Genomic DNA, 17,951 nt, shown 5'->3' with positions numbered 1-17,951 from the left:
TGGAGCACCACCGGAAGCGACCGCACCTCCTCCGAACCGACATGGCCGATCGCAGTGCCGCGAGAGCAACGCAGCGAGCGCACCGGTCTGGCGACGTCGTCCTGATCCGGCAGGGCGTGTACATGCCCCGCGGAGAGTGGGAGGCGCTCGAGGAGACCGGACGGCACCTCGCCCGGGCTCGTGCGGTGGCTCCCGAGCTGGAGGAGGGAACGGGTTTCTCGCACGTCACGGCTGCCCTCGCTCTTGGCTGGCCGTTGATCGGGCCAGCGCCAGAACGCGTGCACGTCATCGATGACCGCCGCACCACGACCGTGCACCGAGCCGGCCTGGTGCGGCACGCGGGTCCGCTCCCCGCAGTGGACCCCGTGCGACTCGACGGCGTACCGGTGACGGCTCCGGTCCCCACGGCTGTCGCGCTCATCGTCAGTGCGCCGGTGCACGTCGCAGCAGTCGCCGTCGACGCCGCGGTCCGAGCACGGGTCATCGAGCCATCCCGTCTCGCCGAGGAGCTCCCCCTCGGTCCGGCCCGCGGCTCAGCCCGTGCTCAGCTCGTCCTGTCCGCGCTCGACGAGCGACACGAGTCACCCGGGGAGTCGTTCACGGCGATCCGTCTGGTCGAGATCGGAGCGCCGGCGACGATCCCGCAGCACGAGTTCGTCCTGCCTGACGGGCGACGTGATCGCCTCGACTTCTGGCTCCCGAGCCGGGGACTCGTGGTCGAGTTCGACGGGAAGCAGAAGTACCGCGATCCGACGATGATCGGCACGTCGGACCCGGCGGAGGTGCTCTGGCGCGAGAAAGTCCGGGAAGACCGGATCCGGTCTCGGCCGAAGGTCCGAGCGGTCATCCGCGTGACCTGGTGGCATCTCGTCGAGCCAGACCGCCTGCGAGCACTCTTCCGGGCGCACGGTGTCCGGCTGTGAGCGGTGGGACTTTTCGCGCTCAGCGACACGGTTCGCGGGTCCGGCCGCGAACCGTGTCGCTCAGCGCGAAAAGTCGCCGCCCCCGGCCCGCCCGCGGCCCGCACACGACGAAGGCCGCCGCCCCGAGGGGCAGCGGCCTTCGTGACCAGAAGGTCGGACTCAGACGAGCTCGACGGTGGCGCCGACGGCCTCGAGGGCAGCCTTCGCCTTGTCGGCAGCTTCCTTGTTCGCACCTTCGAGGATCTTCGCGTCAGCGGTCTCGACGAGCGCCTTGGCCTCGCCCAGGCCGAGCGACGTGAGGCCACGGACCTCCTTGATGACCTGGATCTTCTTGTCACCGGCCGACTTGAGCACGACGTCGAATTCGGTCTTCTCCTCGACCTCCTCGGCGGGGGCAGCAGCGCCACCGGCCGCGGCGACCGCGACGGGGGCAGCAGCGGTGACCTCGAAGACCTCTTCGAACTTCTTCACGAAGTCCGAGAGCTCGATGAGCGTGAGCTCCTTGAAGGCCTCGATGAGCTCGTCCTGCGAAAGCTTCGCCATGATTTTCTCCTACTACTCAGTACGTGATGTGGTTGTGGAACGCGTGCCTGGTCAGGCCGCGGACTCCTGCTTCTCGCGGAGGGCGTCCACCGTGCGGACGGCCTGCGAGAGGGGTGCGTTGAACAGGTACGCAGCACCGAACAGCGAGGCCTTGAAGGCGCCGGCGAGCTTGCCGAGCAGCACTTCGCGGGACTCGAGGTCGGCGAGCTTGTCCACCTCGGTCGCGGAGAGCGGGTTACCGTCGAAGTAACCACCCTTCACCACGAGCTCGGGGTTCGCCTTGGCGAATGCACGCAGCGACTTCGCGACGGCGACGGTGTCACCGTGGACGAAGGCGAGAGCGGACGGACCGGCGAGCTCGTCGTCGAACGACGTGATGCCTGCCTCGTTGGCCGCGATCTTGGTCAGCGTGTTCTTCACCACGGCGTACGTGGCGTGCTCACGGATCGAGTTGCGGAGCTCCTTGAGCTGCGCGACCGTGAGACCGCGGTACTCGGTGAGCAGAACGGCGTTCGAGCTACGGAAGGACTCCGTGAGCTCGGCGACCGCAGCTTCCTTGTTCGCCATGGTTCTCCTTGGGGTTCTTGCTGGCAGCCCCGGGTCCCATGGCTGTGGTGAACACAACCCGCACACGAAAAAAGCTCCGGCGCAGAGGCTCGGAGCTGCTCCCGCACGATGTGTGGGAGTGGTTCTGAACACCTGCGCGGGCTGCCTCGTGACGAGGACCTTCGGTCACTGTCCATGCGTGAGCACGGCAGCGACGACCAGCGGTCTTTGGCTGAACAGAACGGTACCACAGCCCGGGCGCGTTCCGGAACCTCGGGTCCAGCCTGGAGGCCCGCCCCACCTCCGCCCCGCCGGTCCGGTCAGGAACGCCCCGGCACCTCGGCCCACGCGTCCGACGCGCCCGATGCCGCGGAGTCCGACGCGTCCGATGCCGCGGAGTCCGACGCGTCCGATGCCGCGGAGCCGACCGCTGCACCGGCCGTACCCGCATCGGTCACACCTGCGCCAGCAGCAGCACCACCAGCACCAGCCGTCTCCGCGCCGCGCTCCGGCAGGTGCACCGTGAACACCGTGTCCCCCGGCTCGCTCGCCACGCTGACCCGCCCGCCGTGCGCCTGCACGACGGCGTCGACGATCGCGAGTCCGAGTCCCGTCGACCCCGCGGTCCGCGACCGCGAGCTGTCGGCGCGGGCGAACCGCTCGAAGAGCTTCGGCAGGAACTCGGGGTCGATCCCCTGCCCGTCGTCGCGGACGGTGAGGTCGACACCGCCGTCCGACGCCGGCGCGATGCCGACCGTGATCCGCGTGCCGTCGGGCGTGTGGGTCCGGGCGTTGGTGACGAGGTTGACGATCACCTGGTGCAGGCGTGCGGCGTCGCCGACGACCTCGACGGGTTCGGACGGCAGGTCGACCTCGATCGGGTGGTCCGGCGAGGCAGCGTGGGCGTCGTTCACGGCGTCGAGCACGAGACCGGTCAGGTCGACGTCGGCGAACTGGATCTCGCGGCCCTCGTCGAGGCGGGCGAGCAGCAGCAGGTCCTCGACCATCGAGGTCATCCGGACGGACTCCGACTCGACCCGGCTCATCGCGTAGACGACGTCCGGCGGCAGGTCGGCACCCATCCGTCGGGTGAGTTCGGCGTACCCGCGGATCGATGCCAGGGGCGTCCGGAGCTCGTGGGAGGCATCCGCGACGAACTGCCGGACCTTCTGCTCGGACCGCTCCCGGGCCTGCATGGCGTTGCCGATGTGCCCGAGCATCCGGTTGAACGCGGTGCCGACCCGGCCGACCTCGGTCGCGGGGTCGGCGTCGGGGACACGGACGCCGTCGAGGGCGTTGCTGCGGTCGAGCGGCATCCGGGCGACGGTGGAAGCGGTCTCGGCGACGCGGTCGAGTGGCCGGAGCGCTCGTCGGACCGCGGCGGCCGCGACCAGGGAAGCGGCGAGGAGGGCGAGCCCGGTGACCACGAGCACCACCCCGAACAGCTTCCACACACTCTCGTACACCGGGGCGAGGGGCAGGCCGACGACGAGGACCGCGGGCCCGACAGCGGCCGCCGTGACCCGGTAGCGCCCGACGTCGGAACCGAGGGCGATCGTGTGCGGGCGCCCGTCGACACGGAGCCCGCTCAGTGGCCGGACGACCGCGCTCGACAGCTGGTCGACCTTGCCGGAGTTGTCGAGCAGGCTCCCCGCGACCACGTTGCCGTCGACGACGTAGACCGTGAGCGTCCCGGCCGCCTGGCCCGACGGACGACCGAACTCCGACCCCGGCCCGTTCGGCCCCTGCTGCTCGACCGACCGCTGCGCTCGGTTCGTCGCGTACTGCAACTGCTCGTCGATCGCCGAGCGTTGGATGGAGAACAGCGCGACGATGCTGCCGCCCCCGATCACCGCGCTGACGGCGACGACGAGGGCGACGATGCTCAGGACGAGCCGGCGACGGAGGGTCATGAGGGCGCCCGGCGTCAGGCGGTGGGCTTGATGACGTAGCCGACGCCACGCACGGTGTGGATCATCGGCTCCTCGCCGACGTCGATCTTCTTGCGCAGGTACGAGATGTAGATCTCGACGACGGAGGACTTGCCACCGAAGTCGTACGACCACACCCGGTCGAGGATCTGCGCCTTCGACAGGACGCGGCGCGGGTTGCGCATGAGGAAGCGGAGCAGCTCGAACTCGGTGGCGGTCAACTCGACGGCGCGGCCGGCGCGGGTCACCTCGTACGACTCCTCGTCGAGCACCAGGTCCCCGACGACGATGCGGGAGTCCCCGGCCTCGCTGACGGAGATCTGCGAGCGACGGATGAGCCCTCGGAGGCGCGCGACGACCTCTTCGAGGGAGAACGGCTTGGTGACGTAGTCGTCGCCGCCGGCGGTGAGCCCGGTGACGCGGTCCTCGACGGAGTCCTTGGCGGTGAGGAACAGCACCGGGGTGTCGTCGTTGTTCTGCCGCAGTCGGCTGAGGACCTGCAGTCCGTCGAGGTCCGGCATCATCACGTCGAGCACCATCGCGTCGGGGCGGAACTCGCGGGCCTTGGTGAGGGCGTCCTGGCCGCCGTTCGCGCTGCGGACGTCCCAGCCCTCGTAGCGGAGCGCCATCGAGAGCAGGTCGGTGAGGCTGGCTTCGTCGTCGACGACCAGGATGCGCAACGGGGAACCGTCGGCACGTGTGAGACGCGGGGGTGCGGAGGGCTGGGAGATGGTCACGTCTTCGAGTATCGAGAGATTCCTATGAGCCGTCTGTGGCCCGTCCCAGTGCGCCCTGTGCATCGAACTCGCAGTGAGAGGGGTCGTGATCAGCCAGGCGCACGGCGCGAGCACGAGCGGCCGGTTCCACGGCCGGACGCCCGGCGGGTACGCGGAGCACCTCCGGCGGACCCACGGCGACGCGTCCTGACCTCCATGGCGTCCTCATAGCGGACCGAAGGGGTGCCCTTGGCGGCGCTTCCTAGGTTCTCCTCGTCGGCCCCCGCCGCGCGATCCGCGCGACCGGTGCTCCCCGAGCCGGCCCCCACCGAGGAGAACCATGTTCCTGACCTACCTCAGGCGCGAACTGACGAACCGCAAGAAGCAGACGGTGATCATCGCCGTCGGGATGGCACTGGCCATCGCGCTCGTCGTCATCGTGTCGTCGATCGCGAGCGGCGTGCAGTCCGCCCAGTCCAGCGTCCTGCAGTCCGTGTACGGCGTCGGCACCGACATCACGGTCACGAAGACCGAGACCCCGTCGTCGAGCAGCACCGGGCGTCCGTCGTTCGACTTCGGCGACCAGGGCTCGTCGGACAGCAGCAGCGGGTCGACGGACCTGTCCCAGTCCCGCCTCGCGGTGTCCCGCGGGTCGAGCACCCTGAGCGCGGCGAACGTGGCGACGGTCACCGGCACGGACGGGGTCGAGGCCGCGACCGGGGTCCTGACGCTCGAGAACAGCACGTTCTCGGGGCAGGTCGAGCAGAGCGACGGCAGCAGCAGCAGCAGTGACAGCGCAGCACAGGGCGGGCCGCCGAGCGGCACCGACCAGGGCGGCGGCGGCTTCGGCGGCGGCTCGTTCAGCGTCGACTCGTTCACCGTGACCGGCATCCCGGTGTCCGGCGACACGGTCGGCCCGCTCACCAGCACCGAGACCACGAAGGGCCGGACCTTCACCACGGCGGACGCCGGCAAGGACGTCGCCGTGCTCGACTCCGCGTACGCGAAGAGCGAGTCGAAGGCCGTCGGCGACACCGTCTCGATCGGCGGGAAGACGTTCGACGTCATCGGGATCGTCGCCTCGACCGGGTCCGCGTCCACCACCGGATCGAACACGTACATCCCGCTCGACACCGCGCAGACGCTCGCCGACCTGACCGGGAAGGTGACCTCGATCTACGTGTCCGCGGAGTCGTCCTCGGACGTCGCGACGATCAAGACCACGCTGCAGAAGGCGTTGGCGAGCGCGACCGTCTCCACCGAGTCCGACCTCGCCTCGAGCGTGTCCGGCTCCCTCGCGACGGCCTCGACGCTCGTGTCGAACCTCGGCCGGTGGCTGTCGATCGTCGTCCTGGCGGCGGCGTTCCTCATCGCGATCCTGTTCACCATCTCGGGCGTCACCCGACGGACCCGAGAGTTCGGCACGCTGAAGGCCATCGGCTGGTCGAACGGCCGCATCACCCGGCAGGTCGCGGGCGAGTCACTCGTGCAGGGCCTGATCGGCGGCGTGATCGGCGCCGCGGCCGGACTCGTCGGCATCCTCGTGGTGAACGTGATCGCCCCCACGGTCTCGGCGAGCGCCGCCACCAGCACCCGGACGGGGCCCGGCGCGGGCGGTGCCGCGCCCGGAGCGGCCGCGACGGCAGCGGCCGGCAGCGGCACGACCGGCGGCGCCCCCGCGGGCGGCTTCGGCGGCGGCGGGCAGACGGCGGCGACCACGGACGTCGTCCTGCACGCCCCGGTCACCGTCGAGGTGATCCTGCTCGCGATCGGGCTCGCGGTCCTCGGCGGACTGCTCGCCGGCGCGCTCGGCGGGTGGCGGGCCTCCCGTCTCCGCCCCGCGGAAGCGCTGCGGAGCGTGGCGTGATGCGGTCGACGAACCGCGAACACCCGGCAGCACCCACCATCCAGACGACCGATCCAGGAGCCATCGTGACCACCACCGAGACCGCAGCCGCCACGGGTGGCGTGCCCATCGCCTCCCGACCCGCGTACCGCTTGTCGGGCGTGACGAAGACGTACCGGCAGAAGAACCGCACCGTCACCGCGCTGGCCGGGGTGGACCTCGAGATCCCGCAGGGGCAGCTCGTCGCCGTCCAGGGGCCGACCGGCGGCGGCAAGTCGACGCTGCTGCAGATGCTCGGTGCGCTCGACCGGCCGAGCAGTGGCTCGGTGCACCTGGGCGACCGGGACGTCGCCTCCCTCGGCGACCGTGCCCTCACCGACGTCCGGGCCACCGAGATCGGCTTCGTGTTCCAGAGCTTCAACCTCATCCCGACCCTGACCGCGCTGGAGAACGTCGAGACCGCGTTCGCGGGCAGCCTGGCCAACCGGTCCCGTGCCGAGGTCCGCGGACGTGCCACGACCGCACTGCGTGAGGTCGGCCTCGAGGAACGTCTCGACCACCTGCCCGCCGAGCTCTCCGGCGGCCAGCAGCAGCGCGTCGCGATCGCCCGCGCGCTGGTGAAGGACCCGACCGTCCTGCTGGCGGACGAGCCGACCGGTGCGCTGGACGAGGGCACCCGTGACGAGATCATGGGCCTCATCGAACGGCAGTGGAAGGACCGCGGGCTGACGGTCGTCATCGTGACACACGACTCGTGGGTGGCGCGGCGGGCGGAGCGCCGGCTCCACATCAAGCAGGGACAGGTGCGCGACGTCTAGTCGCGGCTGATCCGCCGGGCGGGAGGACCGGTCAGTGGCGGGACACCGGTGTTCGTGCGTCGCACCGCGGATCGCCGCGGCGCGGCGCACCGACACCGGTGTTCCCGAGTCAGCCCGCCGTCGTGACCGGGTAGTCGCAGTACGCGAACCACGACGAGTCCGGCGCCCACGGTGGGACGTTCACGGTCCCCTGACCGCCGTCGAGGGTGACCAGGGTCTCGGGCACCACCGCGATCCGCGCACCCCGTGCCAGGACCCCGGGCAGCAGCCGGAGCTCCACGCGGTGGTCGGCGGGGTGCCCCTGCACGCCCGGCTCGTACGACAGGTACAGCAGGTGTGTGCCGTCCGGGGAGACGTGCGGGAACCAGTTCACCCGCTCGTCGCCGGTGATCTGCACGGGCTCGGTCGACCCGTCCCGCAGCGCGGCGAGCTGTGCGGTGCCGGGGGTGAACCGCTCGGTGTTGAACAGCAGGACGTCTCCGGCGTACGAGCAACCGTCCGTCGGGTGTTCGTCCCGGGTGAGGAAGGTCGGCTCTCCCGTCACGGGGTCGACGAGCGCGACGTCGGTCGTCCAGACGCCGTCCTCGGACAGGTCGCCGACGATGGCGGCCAGCGTCGACCCGTCCGGGGCGATGCCGTGCAGGTAGTACTTCCGCACCACGGGCAGGGCGCGTGCGGTGTCCGTGATCCGGACGCCCGCTCCCCCGGCGGGCAGCGGCACGCGGTACAGCTCGCCGTCGCGGGCGCTCACGACGACGGACTCCCCCGACGGGTCGAGCACGTGGTCGTTGTTGATCTCGGGCACGCCGTCCATCGGCACCGGCACCAGGGCGGTCTCGTCGAGGACGGTCCCGGCCTCCGGCAGCGGCAGCAGCCAGAGGTCCCCGTCGCCGTTTAGGACGAGCGTGTCGGCGTCCAGGACGTTCGGGGCCTCGACGAGCACCGTGTCCGAGGCGAACACCAGCCGCGCGGTCCGCGTCTCGACGTCGTACACGTGCACGCGGCTGGTCTGGCCGGGCAGCAGCTGCCGCCCACGGGTCTCGGTCATGTGTCCATCCTGTCGTGCGTGGTCGGTCGAGCGGCGGCTGGGGCCGCATGACGGACGGGAGGCGCGGTGCGGGACGGACCCGCGCCGCGCCTCCCGTCAGTGGGGTACGGCTACTTCACCGCACCGGCGGTCAGACCGGCGACGAACTGGCGCTGCACCACGAGGAACGCGATGACGACCGGGATCGACACGACCAGCGACGCGGCCATGATCTGGTTCCAGTACACGTTCGTCTGCGTCGAGTACTGCTGCAGACCGACCGCGAGCGTGGAGCCGAGACCGTTCGTCATGACGGAGGCGAAGAGCACCTCACCCCAGGCCGTCATGAACGAGTAGATGCCGACGGCCACGAGACCCGGGCGGGCCGACGGCAGGATGATGCGGAACAGCGCGCCCATCGGGCCGGACCCGTCGACCATCGCGGCCTCGTCGAGCTCCCGCGGGATCGTCTCGAAGTAGCCCGCGAGCATCCAGATCGAGAACGGCAGCGTGAACGTCAGGTACGTGATGATCAGGCCGAGCCAGCTGCCGACGAGCTGGATGCCGAGTGAGTTGCCGAGGTTCGTGAAGATCAGGAACAGCGGCAGCAGGAACAGCACGCCGGGGAACATCTGGGTCGAGAGCACCGTCGTGGTGAAGGCGCTCTTGCCCTTGAAGTTCCACCGCGACACCGCGTAGGCGGCGAACGTGGCGATGATCAGCGAGAACACCGTCGCGACCGTGCAGACCACGAGCGAGTTGACGAAGTACCGCGCCAGCGGGACGGTCGACCACATGTCGATGAACGGCTGGAAGGTGATGTTCGACGGGATCCACGTGAAGTCGTTCTGCACGTCACCGAGCGGCTTGATCGCCGTGGTGACCATCACGTAGAGCGGCACCACCGTGAAGACGGTGAGCAGGACGAGGACGATGACCTTGAAGGACTTTGCGCCCACTGTTTCACGCACGGACGGACCTCCGGTTGGTGACGGCCAGGTAGATGCCGGTGACGACGAGCAGGAAGAGGAGGAGCAGCACGCTCATCGCGGCCCCGGAGCCGAAGTTCCAGGTGATGAACGACGCGTTGTAGATGTGGAAGCTCAGCAGGTCGGCGGCCGGGGGCTGTGCGGTCGAACCGAACAACACGAACGGTGTGTTGAAGTCGTTGAACGTCCAGAGGAACATCACGAGCACGAGGGTGACGTTCACCGGGCGGACCATCGGCAGGGTGATGGAGCGCCACTGGCGGAAGGGCTTGGCACCGTCGACCGACGCGGCCTCGTACACGTCGGCCGGCACGGACTGCAGACCCGCCATGAGCATGAGGAACGCGAACGGCCAGGTCTTCCAGATGGCGACGACCACGACGGCCACGAAGGCGTTGTTGCCGATCAGCCAGAACGGCGGGTTGGCTCCGAACAGGTGCAACTGGTCCACGAGGATGTGGTTCAGGGCTCCGGAGTCACGCTGGAACATGAACTTCCAGGTGATCACACCGGCGTACATCGGCAGCGCGTAGGGGATCAGGAAGAGCGTGCGGAACAGGCCTCGGCCGAGGAACGGCTTCTGCAGCGCGACGGCGGCGGCCATGCCGAAGCCCCAGGAGAGCCCGACCACGAGGATCGTGAACGCGCAGGTGATGAGGAACGAGTTGAGCAGCCCACGACCGATGGCCTGATCGAAGTCAACCGCGACGGAGTAGTTGCGCAGCCCGGCGAACGGGGCGGCGCCCCAGTTCGCGATGAAGTACTTGGTGAGCTGGACGAAGCTGATCCAGATGCCGACGAGCATCGGCACGATGTGGATGAGCAGTTCGAAGAGGATCGCGGGACCGACGAGCGCGTACGGGAGCCACGGGACGCGGCGCTTCCCACGGGGCGGACCCGACAGGGTCGGCGCCTTCGTGTGCGTCAGGTCGATGGCCTCGGAGTCTGGCAGGACCGTCGTGGACATGGGCAGGCCTTCCGGCTGGGGTGGAGGTGGTTCGAGCGGTGGGGCGGGAGGCCCGGACGGCGCCCTCGCGGACGCGATCCGGGCCTCCCGTCAGATCAACCTGCGGCCTGGGAGACCTGGTCCTGGGCCGTCTGCAGCGCGTCCTTGATGTCCTTGTCGGACACCTTCGAACCCGTTGCGATCTTGGCGAACATGTCGTTCATCGCCTTGCCGACCGTGGACTCGAACTGGTCCTCGGCGGGCACCAGCGGGAGCGGCTTCGCCTTGTTGTTGTAGATGTCGAGGAACGTCTTCGTCTGCTCGTCCGTGACGGAGTCGGCCGCGGCAGCGAGCACCGGCAGCGCCGCGTACGGCTTGTCGAGCGTGGTCTGCGTGTCGGGGCTCGTCATGTACTTGACGAACTTCAGCGCGCCCTCCTTGTTCTTCGTGTTCTTGAAGATCGAGAGGTTGATGCCGGCCGGGAAGCTGGCGATCTGCTCGCCGCCACTCGGTGCCGGCAGCGGCACCACACCGAACTCGTCGGACTTCATGCCGAGCGATTCGATGGTGGTGTTCGCGTTGTTCTGGTTGAGGATCATCGCGGCCTTCTTGTTCGCGAAGTCCGCGACCGACTGGTTCGCGTTGTCGTACTGCGCGTTCGAGGGGTTCGCCGCCTTGGTGTCCTGCATCAGGTCGATGTAGCGCTTGATGCCGTCGACGTTCTCGTCCGACGCGAAGGTCGGCTTGCCGTCCTTGTCGAACCACTCGCCGCCGTTCTGCGCCGAGTTGATGAACGCGAAGTGCGCGTTCTCGGTGTACGAGCCACCGGCGAGGCTGAAGCCGTACTTGCCACCGGTGGTGAGCTTCTTCGCCGCGGCGGTCAGCTCCTCCCAGGTGGTGGGGGCTTCGACGCCGGCGTCGGCGAGCATCTGCTTGTTGTAGAACAGGCCGTAGGCGAGGCCGTAGAGCGGGACGCTCGTGACGGTCTTGCCGGGGGCACCACCGGTGGAGAGCGCGACCTTGCCGAACTTGTCGGCACCGCCGATCGCCTTCATCTCCGGGTCACCGAACTCCTGGAAGGCGCCGGTGGCCTGGAGCGAGGTCGCCCAGGTGTTGCCGATGTTCACCACGTCCGGGCCCTGGCCCGACGTGACGGCGGTCTGGATCTTCGTCTGGAGGTCGTTCCAGCCGATGACCTGGAGGTCGACCTTGATCCCGGTCTCCTTGGTGAACTTCTTCAGGACGGGGGTCAGCACCTCCTTGTCGTTCTGCAGGGAGGTGCCCTGGTTCGACGCCCAGTAGGTGAGCGTCTTCGAGTCGCCGGCGGAACCGGACGACCCGGAGGAGCAGGCTGCGAGGCCGGACACGGTGAGTGCCGCGGCCGCGGTGATGGCCAGTGCGCGGATGGCAGTGCGCATGACTCTCTACTTTCTCGTCGTTGAGATGGTGCAGGAGGGTGGTGCTCGGTGGTGGTGCTGGGTGCTGCTGTGTGGGACGGGGCAGGGTCGGGTCGGACCAGGGTCCGGCCGGCTGGACCTGGTCAGGCCAGGGTCTGCTCCGCGGGGTCCCAACCCTCGGGGAGGGTCGGGGAGGGTGCGACGGTGCTCTCGACGAGCACGGTCTCACCACGTTCGGCGGCCTCGGCGATGGAGACCATCACGTCGAGGACGTGGAAGGCGAGGGCACCGGGGACCCGGTTCTCCTCACCAGCGCGGAGGGAGCGAGCCAGGTCGACCACGCCCGTCCCCCGCGAGTAGGTGGACCCGACAGCGGGGATCGTCTCGGGCTCGTCGGCGCCGAGCGCGTACAGCTCGGTGTCGCCGTCGAAGTTGTTCGGGTCGGGGAACACGACCGTACCGGTCTCGCCCGCGATCTCGACGAAGCCGGTGCGGCCGCGGTCGGACTCGAACGAGAAGACGCTCTGGGCGCTGCCGCCGTTCTCGAACTGGATCAGTGCCGAGTGGTTCGTCGGGACGTCGACCGGGAACTCGGTGCCGGCCTTCGGGCCCGAGCCGATCGTGCGGGTCGCGCGGGACTTCGATGCGGTGGCGGTGACCTTCGCGACGGGTCCGAACGCCTGCACGAGGGTCGTGATGTAGTACGGGCCGATGTCGAACAGCGGGCCGGCGCCGTAGGCGAAGAGGAACTCGGGGCTCGGGTGCCAGGACTCCGGGCCGGGGCTCTGGAACAGGGTGAGCCCGTTCAGCGGCTTCCCGATGCGACCGTCCCGGATGGTCCGGAGCGCGGTCTGCAGTCCGGCACCGAGGAACGTGTCGGGGGCAACGCTGACCGTCTTGCCTGCGGCGACCGCGGCGTCGCGCAGCTGCGCCGCACTCTGTCGGTCGAGCGCGTAGGGCTTCTCGCCCCACACGTGCTTGCCGGCGGCCAGGGCCTGCAGGGCGACCTCGACGTGCGCGGCCGGGATCGTGAGGTTCACGACGATCTCGATGTCGTCGATCGCCAGCAGCTCGTCGACCGTGCCGGAGCCCGCCACGCCCCACTTCTCGGCCTGCGACGCTGCGCGGGGCAGGTCGATGTCAGCGATGAAGAGGACCTCGACGTCGGGGAAGACGGTCAGGTTGGACAGGTACTGGTCCGAGATGACGCCGGCGCCGATCACGCCGACGCCGACGCGTCCCGCGGCGCTCATGCGTGTGCTCCGGCGAGGAAGGCGTACGAGTCGCGCACAGCCTGCACGACGTCGCCGTCGTGGTCGTCGAGCTCGATGACCTGCTGGGCGTCGGGTGCGGCGGCGACGATGTCGCGCACCGGCATGATCCCCTTGCCGACCGCAACCTGCTGCTTGTCGTCGTGCGAGCCGTCGCCGTCCTTGACGTGCAGGAAGCGGACCTGGTCACCGAGCCGGCCGAGGACGGCCACGGGGTCGTCACCGCCGACCTTCGCCCAGTAGGTGTCGAGCTCGAGGACGACGGCGTCGGAGAGTGCCCCGGCGAAGACCTCGAAGGCGCTCGTGCCGTCGATGCGGTTCGAGAACTCGAACGCGTGGTTGTGGTACCCGAGCGCCAGGCCGTGATCGGCGGCGCGCGGGGCGAGGTCGTTGAACTGTCGGGCGATGGCCTCGACGTCCTCGCGGGTGGTCCAGCGGGCTTCGTCGACGTGCGGGTCGATCAGGGTGCCGAGCCCGACGGTGACACTCGCGCCGAGGATGCGCTCGAGTTCCTGCTGGTCTGCGTCCACCAGACGTGCGTGCCCGCTGGGCGCGGTCAGATTGGCCTGCTGCAGAGCAGCCGCGTACTCGTCGGCACGCTCCACGAAGCCGAAGAGTTCGACGTTCGTGAAACCGATGTCGGCGATCGTCGCCAGGGTTCCGGGGAGGTCCGTCGTCAGTGCGTCACGCACCGTGTAGAGCTGGACCGAGAGCGGTTGGGGCACCAGGTGTTCTCCTCATCGAGATGTGGTCTTCGCTGACCGCTCGTCACACTATGGGCCCTTTTGTCGGCGGTCAAGCAAAAGTTCGGAGAAGTTCGACGACCTTCGTTGCGTGGCTCGGAGGATGTGTGGTTCACTCCGAGCATGGTCGACTTGACTCGGACGGCAACGACGCCGCCGGTCGGGGCCAGTGAGCTCTTCCAGATCCTGCGAGACGGCGTCCCGCGGACCCGTGGTGAACTCGCTGCCCTCACCGGGATGGCGCGCTCGACCATCGGCGTGCGCATCGACGCACTCGTCGACGTCGGACTCGTCGGTGCCGTCGACACCGCCGCCTCCACCGGAGGACGTCCCCCCGCACAGATCGCCCTGCGCCCCGCCGCCCGGCTCGTCGTCGCCGCGGACCTCGGCGCCTCGCACGGTCGCGTGGCCGTGACCGACCTCGTCGGCACGCAGCTCGCCAGCCGTGACGCTCGGATCGACATCGCCGCCGGCCCCGTCCCCACCCTCGAGTGGCTGGTCGGCGTCGTGGACGAGCTCCTCGACTCGGTCGGCCGCGTCCGCGACGACGTCATCGCGTTCGGCATCGGCCTGCCCGGCCCCGTCGAGTTCTCCACCGGACGTCCCGCGAACCCGCCGATCATGCCCGGCTGGGACGGCTTCGACGTCCCCGGATGGCTCCGCCAGCACGTCCGTGCCCACGTGCTCGTCGACAACGACGTGAACATCGCCGCGCTCGGGGAACGCGCGCACGGCTGGCCGGACCTCGACCACCTGCTCTTCGTCAAGGTCGCCACCGGCATCGGGTCCGGCATCGTGTCGGAGGGCCGGCTCCAGCGTGGCGCGCAGGGCACCGCAGGTGACATCGGGCACGTCCGTGTCTCCCGTGCGGGCGACGTCCCGTGCCACTGCGGCAACACCGGTTGCCTGGAGGCCGTCGCCTCCGGCCCGGCGATCGCCCGGTCGCTCCGCGCGAAGGGGCACGACGTCCACACCAGCGCGGACGTCGTCGACCTCGTCGCACGGTCCGACCTCGACGCGATCGGGGCGGTTCGCCAGGCGGGCCGCGACATCGGCGAGGTCCTCGCCACCTGCGTCTCGTTGATCAACCCGTCCGTCATCGCCCTCGGCGGCTCGATCACCCAGGCCGGGGAGCACCTGCTCGCCGGCGTCCGGGAGGTCGTCTACTCCCGCTCGATGCCGCTCGCCACCGAACACCTCGTGATCGCACAGTCCCGCGCCGGGTCGATCGCCGCGCTGCAGGGTGCCGCAGCCCTCGCCATCGCGTACGCACTCTCCCCCGCGGGCGTCGACGAGTTGGTCACCCTGGCCGAGGGGCGGCAACTGACCGAGGGCCGGCACCTCGCCGAGGGGCGGCAGCTGGTCTCCTGACCGGCACCGTCCGACCGCGTGCCGGTTTCGCCCCTGCCGGTGGTCGGGTGGACAATCGTGGGGTGACGATCGTGCAGCCCACTCTCTGGGGCGACCTGGATGACGGGTGGGAGGCCCAGCCCGGCTCCGGCACGTCGGCAGGCTCCGACACGTCGGCAGGCTCCGACACGTCGGCAGGCTCCGGCACGTCGGCAGGCTCCGGCACGTCGTCCGGCGGGCGGTCCGCCGGCACTGCTCGACCCGCCCGCGCGCACGACACCTTCACGGCTCTCCGCGGACACACCGAGCGGATCGTCGCACACTCCTCGGACCGCGTCGCCTGGCTCCGCGCCCGCGCCATGGGCATCACGGCGACCGACGTCGCCCGCCTCGCCTCGCTGCGTGCCGTCGATGCGGTCGTCGCCGACAAGCGGTACGGCTCCCGGTTCGCCGGGAACGTCTACACCGAGCACGGCAAGGAACGCGAACCCGTGATCGCCTCGTGGGTCGCCGCGACGCACGGCATCCAGCCTTCCGCACACCTGTTCCACGCGGCGACGAACCGGGCACACCTGGCGACGCCGGACGGCGTCGGCCTGGACCGCGACGGACGCCTGCTCCTCGCCGAGATCAAGACGACCGCGAACGGGTTCACCCGGGTCCCCCGACACTACATGCGGCAGGTCTGGTGGCAGCAGTACGTGCTCGGCGCGGACCGGACGCTGTTCGTGTGGGAGAAGCACGACGACTTCGTGCCGGTCGCCGACGAGCCCGAGTGCCGGTGGATCGACCGCGACGACGACGCGATCCGGGGTCTCATCGCCCTCGCGGACCTGGTGCTCGACCGACTGCGGGACGCTCGCTGACCGGGATCAGCCGCAGTCTGGACAGCGCGACGACGATCAGCCCCATCAGGCCGATGAACACCGCGACGCCCAGGCAGTACAGCGCGACGACGCCGTAGCCGGACTCCGGGTCGAGGAACGGGTACGGCACCCAGCCGTCGGTCGCACCGCGGCTGACGACCACGACCAGCCAGACCGCCGGGTAGACCAGGAAGCACCAGACGTCGCGGAAGGCCAGGCGGCTGCGGTCGGAGAACAGCAGCCAGTCCAGCACGACGTACAGCGGGATCCACCGGTGCAGGACGTCGTTCGACCAGGACGCCCCCACGGCCTGTCCGACCTGGGCGAGCAGGGTGTTGTAGACCAGGCCAGTCGTCGCGATGTACACCGTGGCCGCACCACGGAAGAGGTCCAGGCGGCGGCCTGCCTCGCGGCGGCGGATCACTGCCACCACGGTGAGGACCAAGACGACGGCGACCAGGATGTTCGACTGGTTCGTGAAGTACCCGAAGAAGTTCCAGAACACGAACCCGTTCTGGAGCGCCCGCTGCAGGTCGTCCACGATGGCGGCGACGATGGCGATCACGGCAGCGAGCCGCAGGGGGTTCACGAGGATCCGCACGGGCCCACGGTACTGGTCCGTCGACTCGTCCGGAAACGACGAACGGCCCGCACCGGAGTGCGGGCCGTTCGTGTGGTGCTGTGGTGCTGTTCTGCTGTTCTGCTGCGGGTCAGGACGATCCGCCGCTGACCAGGATCAGAAGACGTTGACGTCCAGCGGGATGCCCGGGCCGAAGGTCGTCGAGACGGCGCCCTTCATGATGTAGCGGCCCTTGGCGGCGCTCGGCTTGAGACGGACGATCTCGTCCAGCGCGGTGGTGATGTTCTCGTCGAGCTGCTCCGGCGTGAACGAGGCCTTGCCGACGACGAAGTGCACGTTGGAGTGCTTGTCGACGCGGAACTCGATCTTGCCGCCCTTGATGTCGTTCACGGCCTGGGCCACGTTCGGCGTCACGGTGCCGGTCTTCGGGTTCGGCATGAGGCCGCGCGGGCCGAGCACCTTGCCGAGACGACCGACCTTGCCCATCAGCTCCGGGGTGGAGACCGCGGAGTCGAACGAGGTGTAGCCCTCGGCGACCTTCGCGATGAGCTCGTCGCCACCGACCTCGTCGGCGCCGGCGGCGATGGCGGCCTCAGCGGCTGCACCCGTCGCGAAGACGATGACGCGGGCGGTCTTGCCGGTGCCGTGCGGGAGGATGACGGTGCCGCGCACCATCTGGTCCGCCTTGCGCGGGTCCACGCCGAGCTTCAGTGCGACCTCGACGGTGGAGTCGGTCTTCGCAGAGCCGGTCTCCTTCGCCAGGGCGACTGCCTCGGTCGGGGTGTAGAACTTGTCGGCCTCGATCTTCGCGGCCGCGGCGCGGTACGCCTTGGACTTCTTCGCCATGGTGGTCTCCTTGCGAGATACGTGGTTGGCGAGCCGGCGCGGCTCTCCCACGGTGAGTACTGGGGTGTGGAGGGTGAGGCTCAGGCCTCGACCGTGATGCCCATCGAACGAGCGGTACCGGCGATGATCTTCGTCGCCTGCTCGATGTCGTTGGCGTTCAGGTCTGCCTGCTTGGTCTCGGCGATCTGACGGATCTGGTCCGCCGTGATGCGTCCGGCCTTCACCGTGTGCGGCGTCGCGGAACCCTTGTTCACACCCGCGGCCTTCTTGATGAGTTCGGCGGCCGGCGGGGTCTTGAGGATGAACGTGAACGAACGGTCCTCGTAGACGGTGATCTCCACCGGGATGACGTTGCCGCGCTGCGACTCGGTCTGGGCGTTGTACGCCTTGCAGAACTCCATGATGTTCACGCCGTGCTGACCGAGCGCCGGACCGATCGGCGGTGCCGGGTTGGCGGCGCCCGCGTTGATCTGCAGCTTGATCAGGCCCGTGACCTTCTTCTTCGGTGCCATGTTTCGCTTTCCTCCTGGGATCGAACGCACGGGGATCCGTGCACTCTCCCGCGTCTCCGGCGGTTCCGGATCGCGGTGACGGACCCGCAGCGCACCAGGCG

At 69.5% G+C, this 17,951-nt stretch carries 18 protein-coding genes; 5 read left to right on the top strand and 13 right to left on the bottom strand.

Annotation, left to right across the window (positions count from 1 at the left end; translation table 11 throughout):
• Positions 1 to 122: 122 nt before the first annotated feature.
• Positions 123 to 923: a hypothetical protein gene (locus DEI89_RS03500; RefSeq protein WP_146236664.1), complete on the top strand. Its 801-nt coding sequence runs from the start codon at positions 123 to 125 to the stop codon at positions 921 to 923.
• A gap of 159 nt (positions 924 to 1,082) precedes the next feature.
• Here DEI89_RS03500 and rplL read toward each other — a convergent pair whose 3' ends face one another.
• The 4 genes from rplL to DEI89_RS03480 all read right to left on the bottom strand — a co-directional run bounded on the left by rplL (position 1,083) and on the right by DEI89_RS03480 (position 4,680).
• On the bottom strand, positions 1,083 to 1,466 hold the full coding sequence (gene rplL, locus DEI89_RS03495; protein ID WP_110902651.1) for a 50S ribosomal protein L7/L12: 384 nt from the start codon (positions 1,464 to 1,466) through the stop codon (positions 1,083 to 1,085).
• Positions 1,467 to 1,517: 51 nt separating this feature from the next.
• Entirely contained in the window at positions 1,518 to 2,033 is a 516-nt protein-coding gene (rplJ, locus tag DEI89_RS03490; protein ID WP_110902650.1) for a 50S ribosomal protein L10, read from the bottom strand.
• A gap of 299 nt (positions 2,034 to 2,332) precedes the next feature.
• Positions 2,333 to 3,925, bottom strand: coding sequence for a cell wall metabolism sensor histidine kinase WalK (locus tag DEI89_RS03485; RefSeq protein WP_110902649.1), 1,593 nt, complete (start codon positions 3,923 to 3,925; stop codon positions 2,333 to 2,335).
• A gap of 14 nt (positions 3,926 to 3,939) precedes the next feature.
• Positions 3,940 to 4,680 carry a response regulator transcription factor gene (locus DEI89_RS03480; protein ID WP_181421472.1) on the bottom strand — a complete coding sequence of 247 codons (741 nt, stop codon included), beginning with the start codon at positions 4,678 to 4,680 and terminating at the stop codon, positions 3,940 to 3,942.
• Between the two features lie 319 nt (positions 4,681 to 4,999).
• Here DEI89_RS03480 and DEI89_RS03475 point away from each other — a divergent pair, with 319 nt between their 5' ends.
• Positions 5,000 to 6,526 carry an ABC transporter permease gene (locus DEI89_RS03475; protein WP_110902648.1) on the top strand — a complete coding sequence of 509 codons (1,527 nt, stop codon included), beginning with the start codon at positions 5,000 to 5,002 and terminating at the stop codon, positions 6,524 to 6,526.
• 65 nt (positions 6,527 to 6,591) lie between these two features.
• Complete coding sequence (locus DEI89_RS03470; RefSeq protein WP_258366257.1) at positions 6,592 to 7,323, top strand: ABC transporter ATP-binding protein; 732 nt, start codon at positions 6,592 to 6,594, stop codon at positions 7,321 to 7,323.
• Positions 7,324 to 7,432: 109 nt separating this feature from the next.
• On the opposite strand, the gene DEI89_RS03465 is transcribed toward DEI89_RS03470, so the two are convergent.
• From DEI89_RS03465 to DEI89_RS03440, 6 genes are all read right to left on the bottom strand, one after another.
• On the bottom strand, positions 7,433 to 8,371 hold the full coding sequence (locus DEI89_RS03465; RefSeq protein WP_110902646.1) for a hypothetical protein: 939 nt from the start codon (positions 8,369 to 8,371) through the stop codon (positions 7,433 to 7,435).
• A 110-nt stretch (positions 8,372 to 8,481) separates the two neighbouring features.
• Complete coding sequence (locus DEI89_RS03460; RefSeq protein WP_110902645.1) at positions 8,482 to 9,321, bottom strand: carbohydrate ABC transporter permease; 840 nt, start codon at positions 9,319 to 9,321, stop codon at positions 8,482 to 8,484.
• The gene (locus DEI89_RS03455) at positions 9,314 to 10,306 is read right to left on the bottom strand and encodes a carbohydrate ABC transporter permease (RefSeq protein ID WP_181421471.1); all 993 of its coding nucleotides are present in this window, start codon (positions 10,304 to 10,306) and stop codon (positions 9,314 to 9,316) included. The genes DEI89_RS03460 and DEI89_RS03455 overlap by 8 nt, the downstream gene beginning before the upstream one ends.
• Positions 10,307 to 10,401: 95 nt before the next feature.
• Positions 10,402 to 11,703, bottom strand: coding sequence for an ABC transporter substrate-binding protein (locus DEI89_RS03450; RefSeq protein ID WP_110902644.1), 1,302 nt, complete (start codon positions 11,701 to 11,703; stop codon positions 10,402 to 10,404).
• Positions 11,704 to 11,825: 122 nt separating this feature from the next.
• A complete protein-coding gene (locus DEI89_RS03445; RefSeq protein ID WP_110902643.1) occupies positions 11,826 to 12,935 on the bottom strand; it encodes a Gfo/Idh/MocA family protein in 1,110 nt (369 codons plus the stop codon).
• Positions 12,932 to 13,678, bottom strand: coding sequence for a sugar phosphate isomerase/epimerase (locus tag DEI89_RS03440; RefSeq protein ID WP_110902642.1), 747 nt, complete (start codon positions 13,676 to 13,678; stop codon positions 12,932 to 12,934). Before DEI89_RS03440 ends, DEI89_RS03445 begins: the two co-directional genes overlap by 4 nt.
• Before the next feature lie 141 nt (positions 13,679 to 13,819).
• On the opposite strand from DEI89_RS03440, the gene DEI89_RS03435 reads away from it, so the two are divergent.
• Together DEI89_RS03435 and DEI89_RS03430 are read left to right on the top strand one after the other, a co-directional pair.
• Entirely contained in the window at positions 13,820 to 15,067 is a 1,248-nt protein-coding gene (locus tag DEI89_RS03435) for an ROK family transcriptional regulator (protein ID WP_110902641.1), read from the top strand.
• A gap of 290 nt (positions 15,068 to 15,357) precedes the next feature.
• Entirely contained in the window at positions 15,358 to 15,912 is a 555-nt protein-coding gene (locus DEI89_RS03430; RefSeq protein WP_110902760.1) for a YqaJ viral recombinase family protein, read from the top strand.
• Here DEI89_RS03430 and DEI89_RS03425 read toward each other — a convergent pair.
• The 3 genes from DEI89_RS03425 to rplK form a co-directional block, all read right to left on the bottom strand.
• Positions 15,863 to 16,513, bottom strand: a complete 651-nt coding sequence (locus DEI89_RS03425) for a Pr6Pr family membrane protein (RefSeq protein WP_110902640.1) — start codon at positions 16,511 to 16,513, stop codon at positions 15,863 to 15,865. The genes DEI89_RS03430 and DEI89_RS03425 overlap by 50 nt on opposite strands.
• Positions 16,514 to 16,648: 135 nt before the next feature.
• Complete coding sequence (gene rplA / locus DEI89_RS03420) at positions 16,649 to 17,338, bottom strand: 50S ribosomal protein L1 (protein ID WP_110902639.1); 690 nt, start codon at positions 17,336 to 17,338, stop codon at positions 16,649 to 16,651.
• Positions 17,339 to 17,418: 80 nt separating this feature from the next.
• A complete protein-coding gene (rplK, locus tag DEI89_RS03415; protein ID WP_110824626.1) occupies positions 17,419 to 17,850 on the bottom strand; it encodes a 50S ribosomal protein L11 in 432 nt (143 codons plus the stop codon).
• Between the last annotated feature and the right edge of the window lie 101 nt (positions 17,851 to 17,951).

The organism is Curtobacterium sp. MCBD17_030, assembly GCF_003224255.1.
GTDB lineage: Bacteria > Actinomycetota > Actinomycetes > Actinomycetales > Microbacteriaceae > Curtobacterium.
This window is presented reverse-complemented; position numbering and strand designations above follow the sequence as displayed.